Origin of the sequence: Hominilimicola fabiformis, assembly GCF_020687385.1 — a bacterium.
GTDB lineage: Bacteria > Bacillota > Clostridia > UBA1381 > UBA1381 > Hominilimicola > Hominilimicola fabiformis.
In genome coordinates, this window is record NZ_JAJEQM010000014.1 from 75,436 (window position 1) to 90,996 (window position 15,561).

Sequence of the window (15,561 nt, forward strand, 5' to 3'; positions counted from 1 at the left end):
CTTTACTAATAAGATTATATCTTATTATGTCCCAAAAATGCAGATGTATTCTATGGCAATAATAGTGTTGAGTTTGGTAGTAAAAGAGTCACTACGCATGGTTACAAATAAAAAAAGCAATCCATTGAGGTTGCTTTTTAATATTGTTCAATCGCATTTTGAATTAAATCTAATATTGCATCAGGAATATTTTTTTCAGCGATTTGCTTTAACAAATTTTCTTTTTTTGCGGAGATATGTTCTCCGCCATACGCAAGGTAATTTTTATCGTTATTAATATTATGAAAAAAATTAATAATTTCACAATTATAGATGTTGGACAAACATTGCAGAGTATATAAGGGAGGTGTTTGTAATCCATTCTCATATTTTGCAATGGTTGTTCTATTTGCACGTATTTTATATTTATCTACAAGAATATCAGCAACATTATCTTGTGTTAATTTTGATTTTTTCCGTGCCAAAAATAATTCAGAAGCAAGAAAATTTTTATATTTTTCTTCGGTTAGCAATAAAAACACCACCTTAAATATTACAATATCGTTACAAAACGTTCTAAAATGTTGACAAAACTAATTTAAAATAGTAATATATGTTCTGAAAAGAATACATAAACTGATTATAATGTTCCAATATAGAACGTTAATGAGTATCAGTATCTTTGATGATTTTTCTCACCAATCCGAATATTCGGACACGAGTAACATCTTCGTCCTCAAAACGTCTTGGGGAATACATATGATTCAACGATTGTAATTCAATCCAATTCGAGCCATAAACAACTCTTTTAATTACACCGTTGTCCCCGTCAATCAAGGCAACTGCATAACTGCCACTGTCAACGGATTCTTGACAACGAACAAGAGCAAGATCGCCTTCTTCAAACTTGGGAATCATACTGTCTCCCTTGACACGAAGCAAAACGTGCGGTTCATTGCCACTTAGCCAATTAAGTGGAACGTATTGCGTACCAATTATTTCATTGTCGGCATATTTACCATAGCCTGCCGAAACTTCACCTAAGATAGGAAGTTCAATCATTTGATTATTATTTTGTGGCTCGCCAAGCAAATATTCAACGGAAACGCTAAAATAGTTTGCGATGATTTCTATTTTTTCACGAGAAACGGATGTCTTATTGGACATTTGATTGATGTAATTGACACCCAAACCACATTCTTTACATAATCTACCGATAGAAATGTTGTTGTCCTTTGCAAGTTGCTTTATTCTACTTGCAATCATTTGTGGATTTTGCATAAATTACACCTCCGTTTTTTGTAGAATACCACAATATCACGCCGAAAACGTGAAAATTAGTTGACATTCACGTTAAAGCGTGATAATATGGTTTTGTTGATTTTTCAAAACAGAATATTTCGAATTAGTTTAATATCCCCATATTAAATTAATTTACCCTTTTGAAATGTGTTCCCCAACACGTTTATTTCATAATGGATAAAAGAAATATCCTTGCTTTTTATGTGTTTATTATAGCACATTATAAAGGAAATGTCAATCATATTGACGTAAATTTTGTAAAGAAAATATAATAAAAGAAAAGAAATTGTAACAAGAAAGGAAGCGATGAAACTATGATTTCAAAGGAATTTTTACACTACATATAGATGATATTTTAAATATAAACACAATATATAGTGGGTGAAAATGAGGAGAAAGTAGGTGAAGTTATGATTTCAATAATTCAAAAACCAGCCGGATTTAAGATAAGACGAAAGGGAGATGTTGAGACATTTAAAAATGTTTGTTTGTGTAATGGCTCAAAATACATAATCAAAATCAATCCGAATTATATTTTCATGTTAGAGAAAACGGAGAATAATACAACAGGAACTATTAAACAAGGTGATTTGTTTAACATTTTCAATCCTGAAATTCAGATTGATGTGGATGAATTGGTTTGGAAATTGCGAAAATATATCAACAAAAAATATTTTTCGTAGAGAATATTATATTGAGCGTTGAAATGAAACACTCACCTATACGGTTTATACTTTGCCGAGCGGAAAGACAAAAAAGTAGTTTTGCTATGTATATGATAAAAGGGAAAGGATGTGAAATGTATGTATCTAATTGGCTTGGCTATAACAGGTGTCGGCATTGGCATAGCGTTGGCATGTAAACTGCAAGATTATTAGTGGAGAATAATCATAGAAATTGAGGCAAGGAGTGTATAGAGTGAACGATAAAGAAAAAGAAAGTTTAATAAGTCAATATTGTGGTAATAAAATGAAACAATTGAGAGAAATTTGCGATCCGATTATTCGATTAATGAATGTTCCGTTGTCAGAATATGATGATTTATATTCCGATGCGATGAATGTTGTATTGGAAAGTGTTGAAAATTTTAATCAAGAACGCAACTGTTCATTCAAGACATTTCTTATTGGCAATATCAAACGTTCGTTTCAAGATTGGTTGCGAGATAGGCATCGTTGGAAAAGGTGTAATCTTGAAACTGATGAACGTGGTAATTTGAAGAAGAATGAACGAGGACAAACTATTTCAATTCCCAATGTGTCATTAGATGTGAAAACGGAAGACGGAATTGACTTAGCAGAAAAGATAGCATGTGTGGAGAATAATAATGATGATGAAGAATTTTCTCCACAAATGGAGGAATATCTAAATGGGTTATCAAAAGTTCAAAGAAAAATTCTTATCCATTTAGCAGATGGATATAAAAAAGAAGAAATTATTGATATGTTAAACATTGATGATTTTTTATACAAAGATAGCATTATGGCTATTAAAGATGAAAAAAATAAAAGAAAAATACGAATGCTTATTAGGAGGTAAAATAACATGGATGGATATAGAATTGAAAGATGGTCGGTAGAACAGTATATGGATGATGTACATACACAAATAATACAGCCTGAACCAACAGTACAACGTGGTTGGTCTTGGACAAAAGAGGCTTTAAACGGACTAATATGGTCGGCTGTCAGTGGGATGGTTTTTATTCCAAATTTAATTCTTGCTGAAACAAAGTCTGAATCCGGTATAAAGTCTACATATATTGTGGATGGTGGTCACAGAACAGAAGCCTTGAGAAGATTTAGATATGGTGAATATAAAGTTACTAATGAAATTCGTGAGCCTATAGTCAGATATAATAGGAAGAAACTCAATGAAGAAGGTAAAGTGGTAAAAAATCAATATGGTGATATTATATGGGAAACAGTCGAATATGATTTGAGAGGTAAAACATATGAAGACCTTCCAACGGAATTAAAACGACAGTTGAACAAAGGTCAGTTAGCGGTAACAATTTATCAAAATTGTGAACAAGGAGATTTACCCACACTTGTTAACATTTATAATAATCACATTGCAATGAATGCTTCACAGAAAGCCCTTACGTATGTAGGAAATTTTGCAAAAGAAATAAGAAAAATAAAAAATACCAATGAATTTTTGAAAGACGGTACAATTTTAACAGAAAAACAAAAGAATGACGGAATATGGGAAAGAGTTATTTCAGAGTGTGTTATGGGTGTGTATCATTTTGATAATTGGAAAAAAGCTCCTAAGAAAATATGTGATTATTTGAACTTCAATTCTACAATGGAAGAATATCAACAAATTGAACAGTATTTTAACAGGATTGCTCCATATTCAGATAAACTTGAAAATAGAAAAGTAGCAGATTTATTCACATTAAAAGATACAGTGGTATGGATAATGGCATTTGATAAATTTGATAAGCTTGGCTTAGATGATAAGAATTTTGGAGAATTTTTAAATGCTTTTGAGAGCATGAGAAACAAAGAAGTGAATGGCGTTACTTGGGAAGAACTCGATGAAAACAAAAGCACTAAAGATAAGAAGGTTATTAAAAACAAAGTAGACCATATTCTATATTTAATGAAAGAATTTTTGGGTATTGAAGATAATGATGCATTGTCAAATGAAGAAAATGTTAAAATGACAACTGAAAATAAAAATATTATTAAAGAAGAAAATATTGAAAGTGATGTTTGCAACAATACTCAAAACAGTGTACAGGAAATAGAGAATAATATATTAGAAGGAATTGAGCAAGAAGATATAGAATTTTACGAAACAATGATTGAGGTCGTGTTGCCAAGTAATTCCGAACTGGCACAAAAAGCACACGACGAATTAGTTAAGCTGATAGATTATTCTTGTGAAAAAGATTATGATATGGCGTTAGAAAAATGGTTAAAAACGATAGACGAAAGTGTATTAATTTCGAACAATAAAACAGAGAACTATAATAATATGAAGAAACTTTTCATTGAGTATATGCTTAATCAAGAAAAGAATGTGGCGTAAAGGAGAGGGATACAAATGATATTTATAACAGGAGATACGCATGGAGATTGGAAAAATAGGTTTAAACCTGAATGTTTTCCGATAGGACAAAGTTTAAATAGAAGTGATTATGTCATTGTGTGTGGTGACTTTGGTTATTGGCACGATACGGATATTGAAAGAAATAACCTTGATTGGCTTGAAAGTCAACCATGGACTACATTATTTGTAGACGGCAATCATAGTAATTTTGACCGACTAAAGAAATTGTCGGTTGAAGAATGGAATGGCGGAAAGGTACATAAAATTCGCCCACATATAATTCATTTGATGAGAGGACAAGTATTTACTATTAACGGTAAAACATTCTTTACATTTGGTGGAGCACAATCTCATGATATTAGTGACGGGATTTTAGAAACTGATGACCCGAGAATTGCGGAATGGCAATATGATTATTGCAAAATGTTTCGTATAAACCACATATCCTGGTGGCAAGAAGAATTGCCTTCCCAAAAGGAAATGGACGAAGGTATTGAAAATTTAGTTAAATACGGTAATAAGGTGGATTATATTATAACACATTGCCCACCAACAAAGACTTTAGATGTAATGAATATGAGTAGGGGTTTCTTTGATAAATTGAAACCAGATAGATTAACGGACTATCTTCAAGAAATTCAAGAGAATATTCAATACAAGGGATGGTATTGTGGACATATGCACGAGAATAATTGTTACAAAGATGATATAACTGTTTTGTATCATAACATTATAGAGATTGGTGGCGATGCTCAATGATATATGTAATCACTAATGGAGAACAATATATTAGAACCAATCCAAATGGGCGATTGGCATGGTCGGGTAATCCGACTTTAGCCAACTCGTTTGAGACCTTCCCGGCTGCATTGGGTTTCTTAAAGACTAAAAGAGTACAAAATTTCTTGAAAGGGAATTCAAGAAGAAGTCGTGTTGTCGAATTGACAGATGGTTATATGCCCGTTGAAAAACCAGAGAATTGTTGCGAAGAAGACAAGAGTAATATTAACGACATTATATCTATGGATATTGAAAGGTTGTTAAACGAACCACATTTACCAGATGAGCAAAATCCATACACATATTACGGCAAAACAAGATTAGATATGGAAAATGTTGATATATCTGATGTGTTAGTTTCCGCCGGTAAAGTTTTGACTAATTTAGATAAGCAATATGAGAATATGAAGTATCTTGAAAAGGAAATGGATTTGAGAATACTCGATATTCGTCATTATCTTAGAGATGAAAATACTAAGTTAAGTGGTGTTGCTATGCAACGCTGTGGATATTATTTGCAAGAGTTGGAACGATACAGAAAAATATACAAAAAGAACAGACTTGTTCTTGAGTTAATAAAAGATGATGCGAATAAGCTCAAGGACGAAAACATTCAAAACGAAATACAAAATATTATGAATAGTCCTTATAGGTATAGACGTATTTCAGCTACTTTATTGAAGGGATTTTGTAACGGAAGGTACAGAAAGGAGAAAAATAATGAAAGTAGAAGATTATCAAAAGCTGTTAGAGCTTGTATGTAATCGACAAGATTATTTGTTGACGCATGGGTTATGGGACGGAAAAGAGTATAAACATATGGAACGACTTAAAGTTAAGCTAAAGAAGAAAACAAAAAAGAAATGAGGAGAATATAACTATGAAAGAAGTATCAATGTTACTATTGGCTATGATGATAGGTTTCGCCGGTGGGACAGGAATGTTTGCATTGATTTTGCATTATTGTAATGGCAACGAAAAATCTGTTTCAACGGAGATAGACGATTTTGGTCAAAGTGCAGAAGTATGTGCTGAAAGTTTTAGAGGTTTGTCAAATGCTTTCAAAACAATGGGAGAAAGTATTAATAAGGGATATACAAGGTACATCGGAAACAGCGATAAGATGACCGAACAAGAATTTAAAGAAGCGTTAAAAATGAAAAATAAAAAAGGAGAATATTAATGATGAAAGAAATAAGCAAATCTAATGTTTTTGAAGTATCTATTAACGAAAAAGATAAAAAGAAAATAAACGGTGGTCGAGTAACAAGATCTTATATTAACAAGTGTTCAGAGATTGTAAAAAGATTGAAAGGAAAAAATAAATGAATGATTTAAAAAAAGTAAAAGCTACATGTTGCGAGGGCGAAGGTCAAGGTTCTTGCAAAAGATGTGTTGATAAAGGCATATGAAATCGAATGTGGATGAGTTTTCTATACAAAATAGAAGGTCTTGAAGGCTGTTATTGTGCAAAATGTGTAGATGAAATAATGGAGGAAATGAAATGAGATTTTTTAAAGTAGAAGAAATTGACGAAGATACATTCACAAAGCAAGCAGGTAGTTATGAGAGTATTTTTGTTAGTGGTTCTCAAAGAGGTAAGGACAGAGCGGTATATGCGTTCGTAGATGAAACAGAGGACGAGTTTGAGATATATTTAGACGAGTTTGCGGAGGAAGAATAAAATGTTAAAAATTAAATTTTGGAGAATCGAAAATGTATTGTTAATGAAAGTGTTGGAGCAGGGAAACGAGATTAAACGAGGGGATTTTAAATTTTGCGCGTCTAATGGGATTAAGGTTACGAGTATAAGTAGCCCAGAACTAACACCAGCTTTTATAAACATAAGAGGTCGTGCGAAAGAATATGATGACAGTATTGTACCTCGTGAGTGCATTAATGCAGAAGAAGCAAAAGCAATGCTGGCTCGCTACATTGAAGCAGTCAAAGAATATAACACGTCCCTATTAAGAAAAAGTAATGACAAAGATGATATAGAGATAGAAACAGTTATTGCAGAATAGGTCAACAAATAAGGAGGATAGTTAATATGAAAGTAACGATTAATGCAAATGGTAAAACCGTTCAAGCTGAAATATCGGAAGGACAGCTGAAAGAGTTGGGACTGGTTGAGCAGTTAAAAAAGTTGGGATTGCTTGAGGATAAACCTAGAACTGGGTATGAGGGAAGAGAAGAATGTAACAATAAGAAGCATTATTTTGTCAATACTATAGATTTAGTAATAGAAGATGAGAATACCGTCCTATTTGACCAAAATCGTTATGATGTAGGCAATTATTACAGCGATAAAACCATTGCTGAGAACAATGCAAGAGCAGACAGATTACTCCGTCAACTAAGACAATGGCAGGCACAAAACGACGAGCCTATTTCTATATCTGATTGGAAAAATGAGGGGATTATTAAATATTTTATTGCATATAACTATCGTTCCAGTCTATTTGAAATAGGAAGATGCTCTCGAAGAAGAGAACCAAATATTATTTACTTTACAACGAAAGATAAAGTGTCAAAGGCGGTTAAAAATTTTAGAGACGAATTAGAATGGTATTTTACTGAATACCAACAACGTCTTGATGAAGAATAAGGAGAGTGAACAAATGGGATATTATAGAGTGCGTAAAAATTGGAACAATGGTAAGTGGGATAGTTCACAAATTTGTGCATATACGGACAAGCAAAAAGCTATTCAAGAATGCACAGAAGAAAGGGTGCAACAGGGATATAAAGTGTTTGACCCAGATGGTAAAGTAGTTTATCCAATTACATTGGAAAAGCAAACAAAGGTATTGAAGAACGATGGTGTTATTCCTGACGACGAAATTGAATATTGGAATGACATATTTAATAGGAAGAAACTCGTTCACTTGGACGATTTGAATGTGATTATTAACCGATATTCTAAACTATTGAATAAAAATGAAACAAAGATAGTTTCGCATAATGGTATTTGTATGTTGAGAATACCATCAAATAGATTCCAAATTAAATTGGTTGATAAATCAAAGAGCAACTTGGACGAAGATACATATTTTAATCTTGGTTATTTTGCAAACTTCAAAGAGGATGGAATTTTCTTTACTTTGCCAGTGGCAAACCTTGTAGCCGACACAGATGAAAACACACTTTCATCGCCATGTTTGAAATATTTGAAGGAACGAAAAGTCAAGGATAATAAGGTTTATTTCTATGCAAGTCAAAATGCATCTGATCAGTTTAAAACAAAAGACGTGTCTACATTGATTATTTGTAATGACAATACAGTTTTTATTGATAAGTACAACAGTTTATATGATGAAGATGTTAAATATGCCGTTTCGGGTGCTCCAATTATAATTGATGGATTGAGAGTAACGACAGAATATTTGGACGAAGGTTGGGATAATTCGATAGTTAGACCAACTGTTCACGGATTTTTGGGTATCAAAGACAATTATATTTATTATTTTTACATTGAAACGAAGACCTCGAATTGTATCACAAGTGGAGAGGTTTACGACAAAATTAAAGACTGTGGATTTTCAGATGTTATTAAAGTTGATGGCGGTGGAAGCTTCTATTGTAAAATCAATGGAGAAATTCAAAAGAGTACAAGTGAGAATAGACAAATTAATAACATTGGTGTTGTGATGTAAGGGGAATAAGGTAGTATAAATGAGCGATGATATAGAATTGGTCAATGCTGGCGAGTATCTCAACAAATTATGTGCTGATATGAGTGCATCAAAATCATACTATTACGATATTCAATATACACTTTCGACAACATTATTGGAATATCGGTTAAAACATAGCTTGACCTCAAAAGATATGGCAAGTTATTTGGAAGTAAGTCCTTCAATGCTATCCAATTATGAAAGTGGTGATTATGATTTTTCTCTTTCTCAAATTTGTGATATATGTGAAAAATTAAATCTAAAACTTAACCTTTCGATTGCCGAAAATTAAACACAAAGGAGAATATTGTTATGATAACAAAAACTATGAAATTGTCGGATATAAAGATTTCGGATGCTTTTGCAAGGACTCATGTGTCCGAAAGAAAACTTCAGAAATGTAGGAATTATTTCGAAAAATTCGGAAAGCCAGATAGAGAAATAGTGGTTGCTTCGGACGAAATTCTTACCGATGGCTATATTATGTATCTTATTTATAAAGAGAATAATATAGAAGAAATAGAAGTTAAAGTTGAAGATTGGGGAGCAAGTAGTTATAGAAATGAACGAACGATGTATATTTACGGTAGACATATTAATGGAAATGATGTTGATCATAAAACATACATGTGGAGAGTTCCTTCAAATTGGATGAGATTCAGAGATAATGTCCAAATTGGCGATGTGATACTTTGCAAAACAAAATATGGGATAGGAATCGTATCGGTAACTGACAAAAAGATATATGATAAATGTCCGGTAAATTTCAGAGTGAAAAAGGTAGCGAGCAAAACAATTTTTAAAAAGAAGGTTGCAATGGAAGGAGAAATTTACTATGGCGGTGCTGAAGAATTTTGATAGAAACGAATTATGCGTAAGTTGCACTTGCAGTTGCGATGAGGGGGATACAGATTAAAATTGATAAATATGATAAATCTCACTATGCCTTTTTATCATGTACGAATGGCAAATTTTATTATGCAGACATTTGTATGACGGAAAATGAATTCCATCAGTTCAAGGCATGGATTAATCGACATTAAGATTGGATGATATTATGGAATATAAGACATTACGAGAAAGAATTGAAGAACAAGCAGTATCGAATAATGATTTATCACAAAAAGAAATTGATAAAGATTTGGAGGATACATTGCAGATTTTAAAAGAATTAAGCGATGAATCAGCTTTGTACTCAACTTCTAATTTGATGAGAGAACTACAAATTATTAGAAATGGATATGAAAAAGGAGAATAAATATATGAGCAGATGGACACATGTGGCGGCAATATTTAGAATAGACAGTATAGGCGAGATTTCTGACAATGAGATTATCGAAAAGTTTGGAAGAACAGTTGATTGGGAAGAGATGGCAGATTGTGATTATGCCGATTCTAATGAATGGATTCAACAAGAGTTTCTTCCAATGGGTAGCGAAGGCAGTCTTAAAATGAGCATTTGGCATAATCCTGTTAAAAATGAGATGTCATCTACTACAGTTTCGGTATTCGGAGATTTGAGAGATTATGGTGGCAGTGATGATATTGAAAGGCTGGAGCAATGGTTTGCCAAGTGTTGTGAGAATAATTGGACAAGACAGGCAGTTATGCAAGTTATAGATGAATATTGTGATAAGCCAACAATTTTTCAATATATACAGAACTAATTGAAACGGCAGTTTCAATGCAAAAGATAACCAATATATAGTGGTTAGATAAACAATCAAATACAATATGTAGCATAAAAGAAAGGATATATAATATGGAAAAGATATTAGTTGTAGTAGATATGCAAAATGACTTTATAGATGGATCACTTGGTACAGAGGAAGCACGAAATATTGTTGAGCCTGTTTGTGAAAAAATTAAAAAATTTGATGGAGTAATATTTCTGACATTAGATACGCACTCAGATGATTATCTTGAAACTTTGGAAGGAAGACATTTACCGGTAGAGCATTGTATTGCAAATACCGAGGGTTGGTTGATAAATTCATTTATAAGAAATGCATTAAAATCTAAAAATTATGCTTTTATAGAAAAAGAAATATTTGGTTCAATGAAACTTGTAGACAAGATAGCAAAAATATTGGACAAGGGAGTCAAAGGTTCAATAGAGATAGTAGGATTATGTTCGGACATATGTGTGATATCAAATGCGCTAATGTTGAGAAGTGCTTTCCCTGACACTGAAATAACAGTAGATGCTTCTTGTTGTGCCGGAGTTACACCAGAAAAACATAAGGCTGCGATGGAAGTTATGAAGAGTTGTCAAATTAATGTGATTGGAGAATAAATATGGACAAGTATATGAGTGTAATAACCAATTTTGGGTGTCATTATTCATGCCCATATTGTATTGTAAAAAACAATAATCTTCATATTCCTAAGACTACACTTGATGGGTTGAATTTGTTAAAGAAAAAGATAGAAGATAATAAGTGTAATTGGGTCTCTATCTCTGGTGGAGGAGATCCATTATGGAATTTTGAAAATCACATTGATTGGTACAAGAGATTTTTTGAAATAACAGAGGGTATCAATATTGAATTGCATACAAGCATGCCGAATGTAGATGGAGTTCCTTATCTGTTTTTTGAGAGAGTAGTATATCATTTACATGATTTCGAGCAATTAAAAACAATCAAACGGAATCATAGTGGGCAGATTGTCAGAGTTGTTTTTGTAGTTACAGAACGGTTTACAAAAGATTTAATAGATAAGATTGCAACTTATTGTCATGATTCAGATAATATTGATGAATTAAGTTTTAGACAAATGATGGATAATCACTATGAAGAAACTGATTATTGTAGAGAATATTTAAAAGAAGGACACCAAAAGCGTTGGTGGTATATTGAGCAAAATGATTACAATTTATACTATTGCGAAAATGAAGTTTATACAGAGTACAGAAAGATTGGAGAATAAATATGATTAAAATTAATGGAGATATTGTAACAATTAATAAATTCCCTGATGGAACACCAAGAATAAATATTGATGTGAATAGTATCGAAGAATATGATTATGACGGTTCGCCTTGTATTTGGCTTGATTGGATATATGAAAGCAATGATGAGATGTTTTATTTAATGTTGATAAAGAAACATCTTGAAAGATTTAAAACAAATGTGAATTACTATTTGAATCTTCCATATATTCCAAATGCTCGAATGGACAGAGTTAAAAATAATGACGAAGTATTTACTCTAAAATATTTTTGTGAATTCATTAACTGGTTAAATTTTTCGGGTGTATATGTTTTAGATGCTCATAGTGATGTTTCTACGGCATTGCTTAATAATTGTTTTGAGGAAAATCCAAAGGAATATATTGAACAGGTAATTGCAAAAATTGGAGAGAGAAATCTTGTTCTTTATTTCCCAGATGCGGGGGCGGCAAAAAGATACTCTGATTTATTTCCTGAACTTCAATACTGTTATGGAGAAAAGAAACGAGATTGGAAAACTGGTAAAATTCTCGGATTAGACATCAGAACGAATGGAATTGATTTAGCTGATAAAGCCGTGTTAATGATTGATGACATTATTGCTTATGGTGGTTCGCTGTATTATAGTGCAGAAGAATTGAAGAAAAATGGTATAAAAGAAATTTACGCATATGCTACACATACAGAAAACTCAATTCTTGACAAAGAAAAAGGTACTTTAATTAAATTTTTGGAGAATAATACTGTGAACAGACTGTTTACGACAAATAGTTTGTTTAAGGGTAATCATGAAAAAATAACAGTTATGGAGGTCGAAGAATTATGAATAATACAATGGCGTTGCTACTATCAGACACTTATAAACAGTGCCACTCGCGAATGTATCCAAAAGGATTAACTAAGTTAGTATCGTATTGGGTGCCTCGAAGATCAATGTTGGAGAACAGAAACAAAATGGTTTTCTTCGGATTACAGGCATTTATCAAAGAATATTTAATGGGATATTTCCAAGAAAATTTCTTTGATTTGACGGAAGATGAGATGGTGTCTCTTTACACTGATTCAATGGATATACAGATTGGTAAGGACAATTATGATTTAGACAAGATTGTTCAATTACATAAATTAGGATATTTACCACTAGAGATAAGAGCTTTGTCAGAAGGAACACTTGTACCAATGGGAGTTCCATGCATTGAGATTACAAATACAAATGATGATTTTGCTTGGCTTGTACAGTGGATTGAATGTATCCTACAGGTTGAACTATGGAAACCTTGTTGCCATGCAACAATCGGTCATATGTATCGTGAGATTGCGGATTATTGGTACGATAAAACAACTGATGGATTGTCGGGAGACATGGCTTGTGCGGACTTTGGTATGAGAGGAATGTCTTGTATGGATGAAGCTGTAAGATGTTCAGCTTCGTGGTTGCTTTCGTTTAATAAAACATCAACAATTCCGGCGATTAACTATATTGATAAATATTATAATGCTGATTGTAAAAAGAACGGAATTGGATTAGGTGCTGTATCGACAGAACATTCTGTTATGGGTGCGAATTTCTCTATTGACGGAGATGAAATTACATTCGTGAAGAGACTTTTGACTGAACTTTATCCAAATACATCATTTAGTATGGTCTCAGATACATATGATTATTGGAATATGATAAATAATATTCTTCCGCAATGTAAAGAAGAAATTATGAATCATAATGGTAAACTTCTGGTTCGTCCTGATAGTGGTGATATTGTAGAAATTTCAGTTAAAACAGTTGAAAGACTATGGGATATCTTTGGTGGCTCTATAAATAGTAAAGGATATAAAGAGTTAAACCCTCATATAGGAATCATTTACGGTGATGGCTGTACCCTTTCTAATGTAGAAACAATTTGGAGAGAGTTGGAGAAACGTGGATTTGCAGCCAATAATATTGCTTATGGTGTAGGAGCTTTTTGTTTTACGGCAATTATGGAGAATGGAAAGATGATAGTTGCTACGAGAGATACTTTTGGAATTGCTATGAAAGCAACTTATGGAGTAATTGATGGTAAGAAATTAATGATTTTCAAAGACCCAAAGACAGATACAAGTCATCTAAAGAAATCTCATAAAGGTTGTTGTAAAGTTTATTATGAAGACGGCGAATTAAAATGTCAAGACCAATTACTTGAAATGAGTGATGACAGTTTGCTTACTACTGTATTTAAAAATGGAGAATTGATAAGAGAGGATTCCTTTATGGATATCAGAAATAGAATGTACGGAGGAAAATAAAATGGATTTTTATCTTCAAGCTAATAATTCTTATAATAGACTAGAAGAAGAGTTTAAGAAATATGGAAAGCTCATCTTTTGTGTAGATTTTGATGATACAATTTATGATTTTCATAAAAAGGGTAGAACATATGAAAATGTTATTCACCTTTTGCAAAGATGGGAGAACTATTCAGAAGTAATTATCTTTACTGGCAATGGCGAAGATAAATATGAGATGATTGAAAAATATCTGAATGATAATCACATTAAATATAGAGGTATTAATTGTGATGCTTCGGTTGCATTTTCAGGAAGAAAAATTTATGCCAATGTTTATATTGATGATAGAGGAGGACTAATTCAGGTATATTATGAACTATTGACATTAATTGAGAAAATCGAAAAGGGAGAGATTACACATGAATAATTTTGATGCAAAGAAAGTAAAGAATGAGATTGTACAGTGGATTAAGGATTGGTTTAATGAGAATGGTAAGGGATGTTGTGCAGTGGTAGGCATTTCGGGCGGTAAAGATTCTTCTGTTGTAGCCGCATTATGTGTTGAAGCTCTTGGAAAGGATAGGGTATTTGGAGTTCTTATGCCACAAGGTGAGCAGTCAGACATTGATTTTTCTTATAAGCTTGTTAGACATTTAGATATCAATAATTGCATTGTAAATATTGGCGATACGATTTCCACATTGACAAATGAAGTAAAACCAAAGTTGAACAATCAATGGTCGAAACAAACATCTACGAATCTGCCGGCGAGAATTAGAATGGCTACACTTTATGCTGTGTCTCAAACCATTAATGGACGAGTGGCAAATACTTGTAACCTTTCAGAAACTCTTTTATCTTGGGAAACCAGATGGGGAGACGCTGTTGGAGATTTTTCACCATTGAGTGATTTGACGGTTGAAGAAGTTAAAGCTATTGGTTTTGAACTTGGATTACCAAAAGAATTAATTGAAAAAGTTCCGTCCGATGGCTTGTGTGGAAGTACAGATGAAGACGCTCTAGGATTTAAGTATTCTGTAATGGACAAGTATATTAGAACAGGTGAAATTGATAATACAGATATTAAAAATATAATAGATGAAAGAGTAAAGAAGTATCAATTTAAAAGAATGCCAATTCCGTATTTTTCAACAGGATTGAAAAGATACGTTGATTAATGTTGGTTGATTAATTATAGAGTTAAATTATTGTTTTTAACGGAGAATTTCTATTATGGAAGAAATAAAAATTGACTGTGTTTATAATTATAAAGGATCAACACATTCATACCTGACTGTACGCATTATGGATGTCGATAATTTTGAGATATATTCATCTCATGGAGATCTCATTGAAAAAATACACGATGTGGCTGATTGTTTATATATTTTGTATTTGGTATCCATAGGGGAATATCCACGAAAGGAAGTATCATTATGAGTTTTACAAAAACATTCCCAATCAATACAGGAACATTTGTTGTTGTTCAAGTAGGAAATACAAAGAGATTGGGTACAGTAGCTTGTTATCAATGCGTAACAG

The 15,561-nt window shown here is 32.5% G+C and carries 25 protein-coding genes; 23 read left to right on the forward strand and 2 right to left on the reverse strand.

The window, feature by feature from the left end; all coding sequences use genetic code 11:
* Positions 1-137: 137 nt before the first annotated feature.
* Entirely contained in the window at positions 138-512 is a 375-nt protein-coding gene (locus LKE05_RS10405; protein WP_308456806.1) for a helix-turn-helix domain-containing protein, read from the reverse strand.
* Positions 513-642: 130 nt separating this feature from the next.
* A complete protein-coding gene (locus tag LKE05_RS10410; protein WP_308456807.1) occupies positions 643-1,260 on the reverse strand; it encodes a helix-turn-helix domain-containing protein in 618 nt (205 codons plus the stop codon).
* Between the two features lie 431 nt (positions 1,261-1,691).
* Between LKE05_RS10410 and LKE05_RS10415 the strand changes: the two genes are divergently transcribed.
* From LKE05_RS10415 to LKE05_RS10525, 23 genes are all read left to right on the forward strand, one after another.
* Positions 1,692-1,964 (forward strand): hypothetical protein, encoded by a 273-nt coding sequence (locus tag LKE05_RS10415; protein WP_308456808.1) that lies wholly within the window; start codon positions 1,692-1,694, stop codon positions 1,962-1,964.
* Positions 1,965-2,199: 235 nt separating this feature from the next.
* Positions 2,200-2,820: a sigma-70 family RNA polymerase sigma factor gene (locus LKE05_RS10420; RefSeq protein WP_308456809.1), complete on the forward strand. Its 621-nt coding sequence runs from the start codon at positions 2,200-2,202 to the stop codon at positions 2,818-2,820.
* Positions 2,821-2,826: 6 nt separating this feature from the next.
* Positions 2,827-4,323: a hypothetical protein gene (locus LKE05_RS10425; RefSeq protein WP_308456810.1), complete on the forward strand. Its 1,497-nt coding sequence runs from the start codon at positions 2,827-2,829 to the stop codon at positions 4,321-4,323.
* A 15-nt stretch (positions 4,324-4,338) separates the two neighbouring features.
* On the forward strand, positions 4,339-5,103 hold the full coding sequence (locus LKE05_RS10430) for a metallophosphoesterase family protein (protein ID WP_308456811.1): 765 nt from the start codon (positions 4,339-4,341) through the stop codon (positions 5,101-5,103).
* A complete protein-coding gene (locus tag LKE05_RS10435; protein ID WP_308456812.1) occupies positions 5,100-5,888 on the forward strand; it encodes a hypothetical protein in 789 nt (262 codons plus the stop codon). Before LKE05_RS10430 ends, LKE05_RS10435 begins: the two co-directional genes overlap by 4 nt.
* Positions 5,845-5,991 carry a hypothetical protein gene (locus LKE05_RS10440; RefSeq protein ID WP_308456813.1) on the forward strand — a complete coding sequence of 49 codons (147 nt, stop codon included), beginning with the start codon at positions 5,845-5,847 and terminating at the stop codon, positions 5,989-5,991. Before LKE05_RS10435 ends, LKE05_RS10440 begins: the two co-directional genes overlap by 44 nt.
* A gap of 13 nt (positions 5,992-6,004) precedes the next feature.
* On the forward strand, positions 6,005-6,307 hold the full coding sequence (locus tag LKE05_RS10445) for a hypothetical protein (protein ID WP_308456814.1): 303 nt from the start codon (positions 6,005-6,007) through the stop codon (positions 6,305-6,307).
* Entirely contained in the window at positions 6,307-6,453 is a 147-nt protein-coding gene (locus LKE05_RS10450) for a hypothetical protein (RefSeq protein ID WP_308456815.1), read from the forward strand. The genes LKE05_RS10445 and LKE05_RS10450 overlap by 1 nt, the downstream gene beginning before the upstream one ends.
* Positions 6,454-6,628: 175 nt before the next feature.
* Positions 6,629-6,808 carry a hypothetical protein gene (locus LKE05_RS10455; protein ID WP_308456816.1) on the forward strand — a complete coding sequence of 60 codons (180 nt, stop codon included), beginning with the start codon at positions 6,629-6,631 and terminating at the stop codon, positions 6,806-6,808.
* Position 6,809: 1 nt separating this feature from the next.
* Complete coding sequence (locus LKE05_RS10460) at positions 6,810-7,148, forward strand: hypothetical protein (RefSeq protein ID WP_308456817.1); 339 nt, start codon at positions 6,810-6,812, stop codon at positions 7,146-7,148.
* A 26-nt stretch (positions 7,149-7,174) separates the two neighbouring features.
* Positions 7,175-7,732: a hypothetical protein gene (locus LKE05_RS10465; protein WP_308456818.1), complete on the forward strand. Its 558-nt coding sequence runs from the start codon at positions 7,175-7,177 to the stop codon at positions 7,730-7,732.
* 13 nt (positions 7,733-7,745) lie between these two features.
* Positions 7,746-8,780 carry a phosphodiester glycosidase family protein gene (locus LKE05_RS10470; protein ID WP_308456819.1) on the forward strand — a complete coding sequence of 345 codons (1,035 nt, stop codon included), beginning with the start codon at positions 7,746-7,748 and terminating at the stop codon, positions 8,778-8,780.
* 19 nt (positions 8,781-8,799) lie between these two features.
* Positions 8,800-9,093, forward strand: a complete 294-nt coding sequence (locus LKE05_RS10475) for a helix-turn-helix transcriptional regulator (RefSeq protein ID WP_308456820.1) — start codon at positions 8,800-8,802, stop codon at positions 9,091-9,093.
* A 20-nt stretch (positions 9,094-9,113) separates the two neighbouring features.
* Positions 9,114-9,659 (forward strand): hypothetical protein, encoded by a 546-nt coding sequence (locus tag LKE05_RS10480; protein ID WP_308456821.1) that lies wholly within the window; start codon positions 9,114-9,116, stop codon positions 9,657-9,659.
* A gap of 199 nt (positions 9,660-9,858) precedes the next feature.
* Positions 9,859-10,059 (forward strand): hypothetical protein, encoded by a 201-nt coding sequence (locus LKE05_RS10485; protein WP_308456822.1) that lies wholly within the window; start codon positions 9,859-9,861, stop codon positions 10,057-10,059.
* Positions 10,060-10,063: 4 nt separating this feature from the next.
* Entirely contained in the window at positions 10,064-10,468 is a 405-nt protein-coding gene (locus LKE05_RS10490; protein WP_308456823.1) for a hypothetical protein, read from the forward strand.
* Positions 10,469-10,563: 95 nt separating this feature from the next.
* Positions 10,564-11,097 (forward strand): cysteine hydrolase family protein, encoded by a 534-nt coding sequence (locus tag LKE05_RS10495; protein ID WP_308456824.1) that lies wholly within the window; start codon positions 10,564-10,566, stop codon positions 11,095-11,097.
* Between the two features lie 2 nt (positions 11,098-11,099).
* A complete protein-coding gene (locus LKE05_RS10500) occupies positions 11,100-11,732 on the forward strand; it encodes a hypothetical protein (RefSeq protein WP_308456825.1) in 633 nt (210 codons plus the stop codon).
* A gap of 2 nt (positions 11,733-11,734) precedes the next feature.
* The gene (locus tag LKE05_RS10505) at positions 11,735-12,580 is read left to right on the forward strand and encodes a phosphoribosyltransferase family protein (protein ID WP_308456826.1); all 846 of its coding nucleotides are present in this window, start codon (positions 11,735-11,737) and stop codon (positions 12,578-12,580) included.
* Positions 12,577-14,037 carry a nicotinate phosphoribosyltransferase gene (locus LKE05_RS10510; RefSeq protein WP_308456827.1) on the forward strand — a complete coding sequence of 487 codons (1,461 nt, stop codon included), beginning with the start codon at positions 12,577-12,579 and terminating at the stop codon, positions 14,035-14,037. The genes LKE05_RS10505 and LKE05_RS10510 overlap by 4 nt, the downstream gene beginning before the upstream one ends.
* Position 14,038: 1 nt before the next feature.
* Positions 14,039-14,446, forward strand: a complete 408-nt coding sequence (locus LKE05_RS10515) for a hypothetical protein (protein WP_308456828.1) — start codon at positions 14,039-14,041, stop codon at positions 14,444-14,446.
* Positions 14,439-15,197: an NAD(+) synthase gene (gene nadE, locus LKE05_RS10520; RefSeq protein WP_308456829.1), complete on the forward strand. Its 759-nt coding sequence runs from the start codon at positions 14,439-14,441 to the stop codon at positions 15,195-15,197. Before LKE05_RS10515 ends, nadE begins: the two co-directional genes overlap by 8 nt.
* A 55-nt stretch (positions 15,198-15,252) precedes the next feature.
* Complete coding sequence (locus LKE05_RS10525) at positions 15,253-15,459, forward strand: hypothetical protein (RefSeq protein WP_308456830.1); 207 nt, start codon at positions 15,253-15,255, stop codon at positions 15,457-15,459.
* The last annotated feature ends 102 nt before the right edge of the window (positions 15,460-15,561 follow it).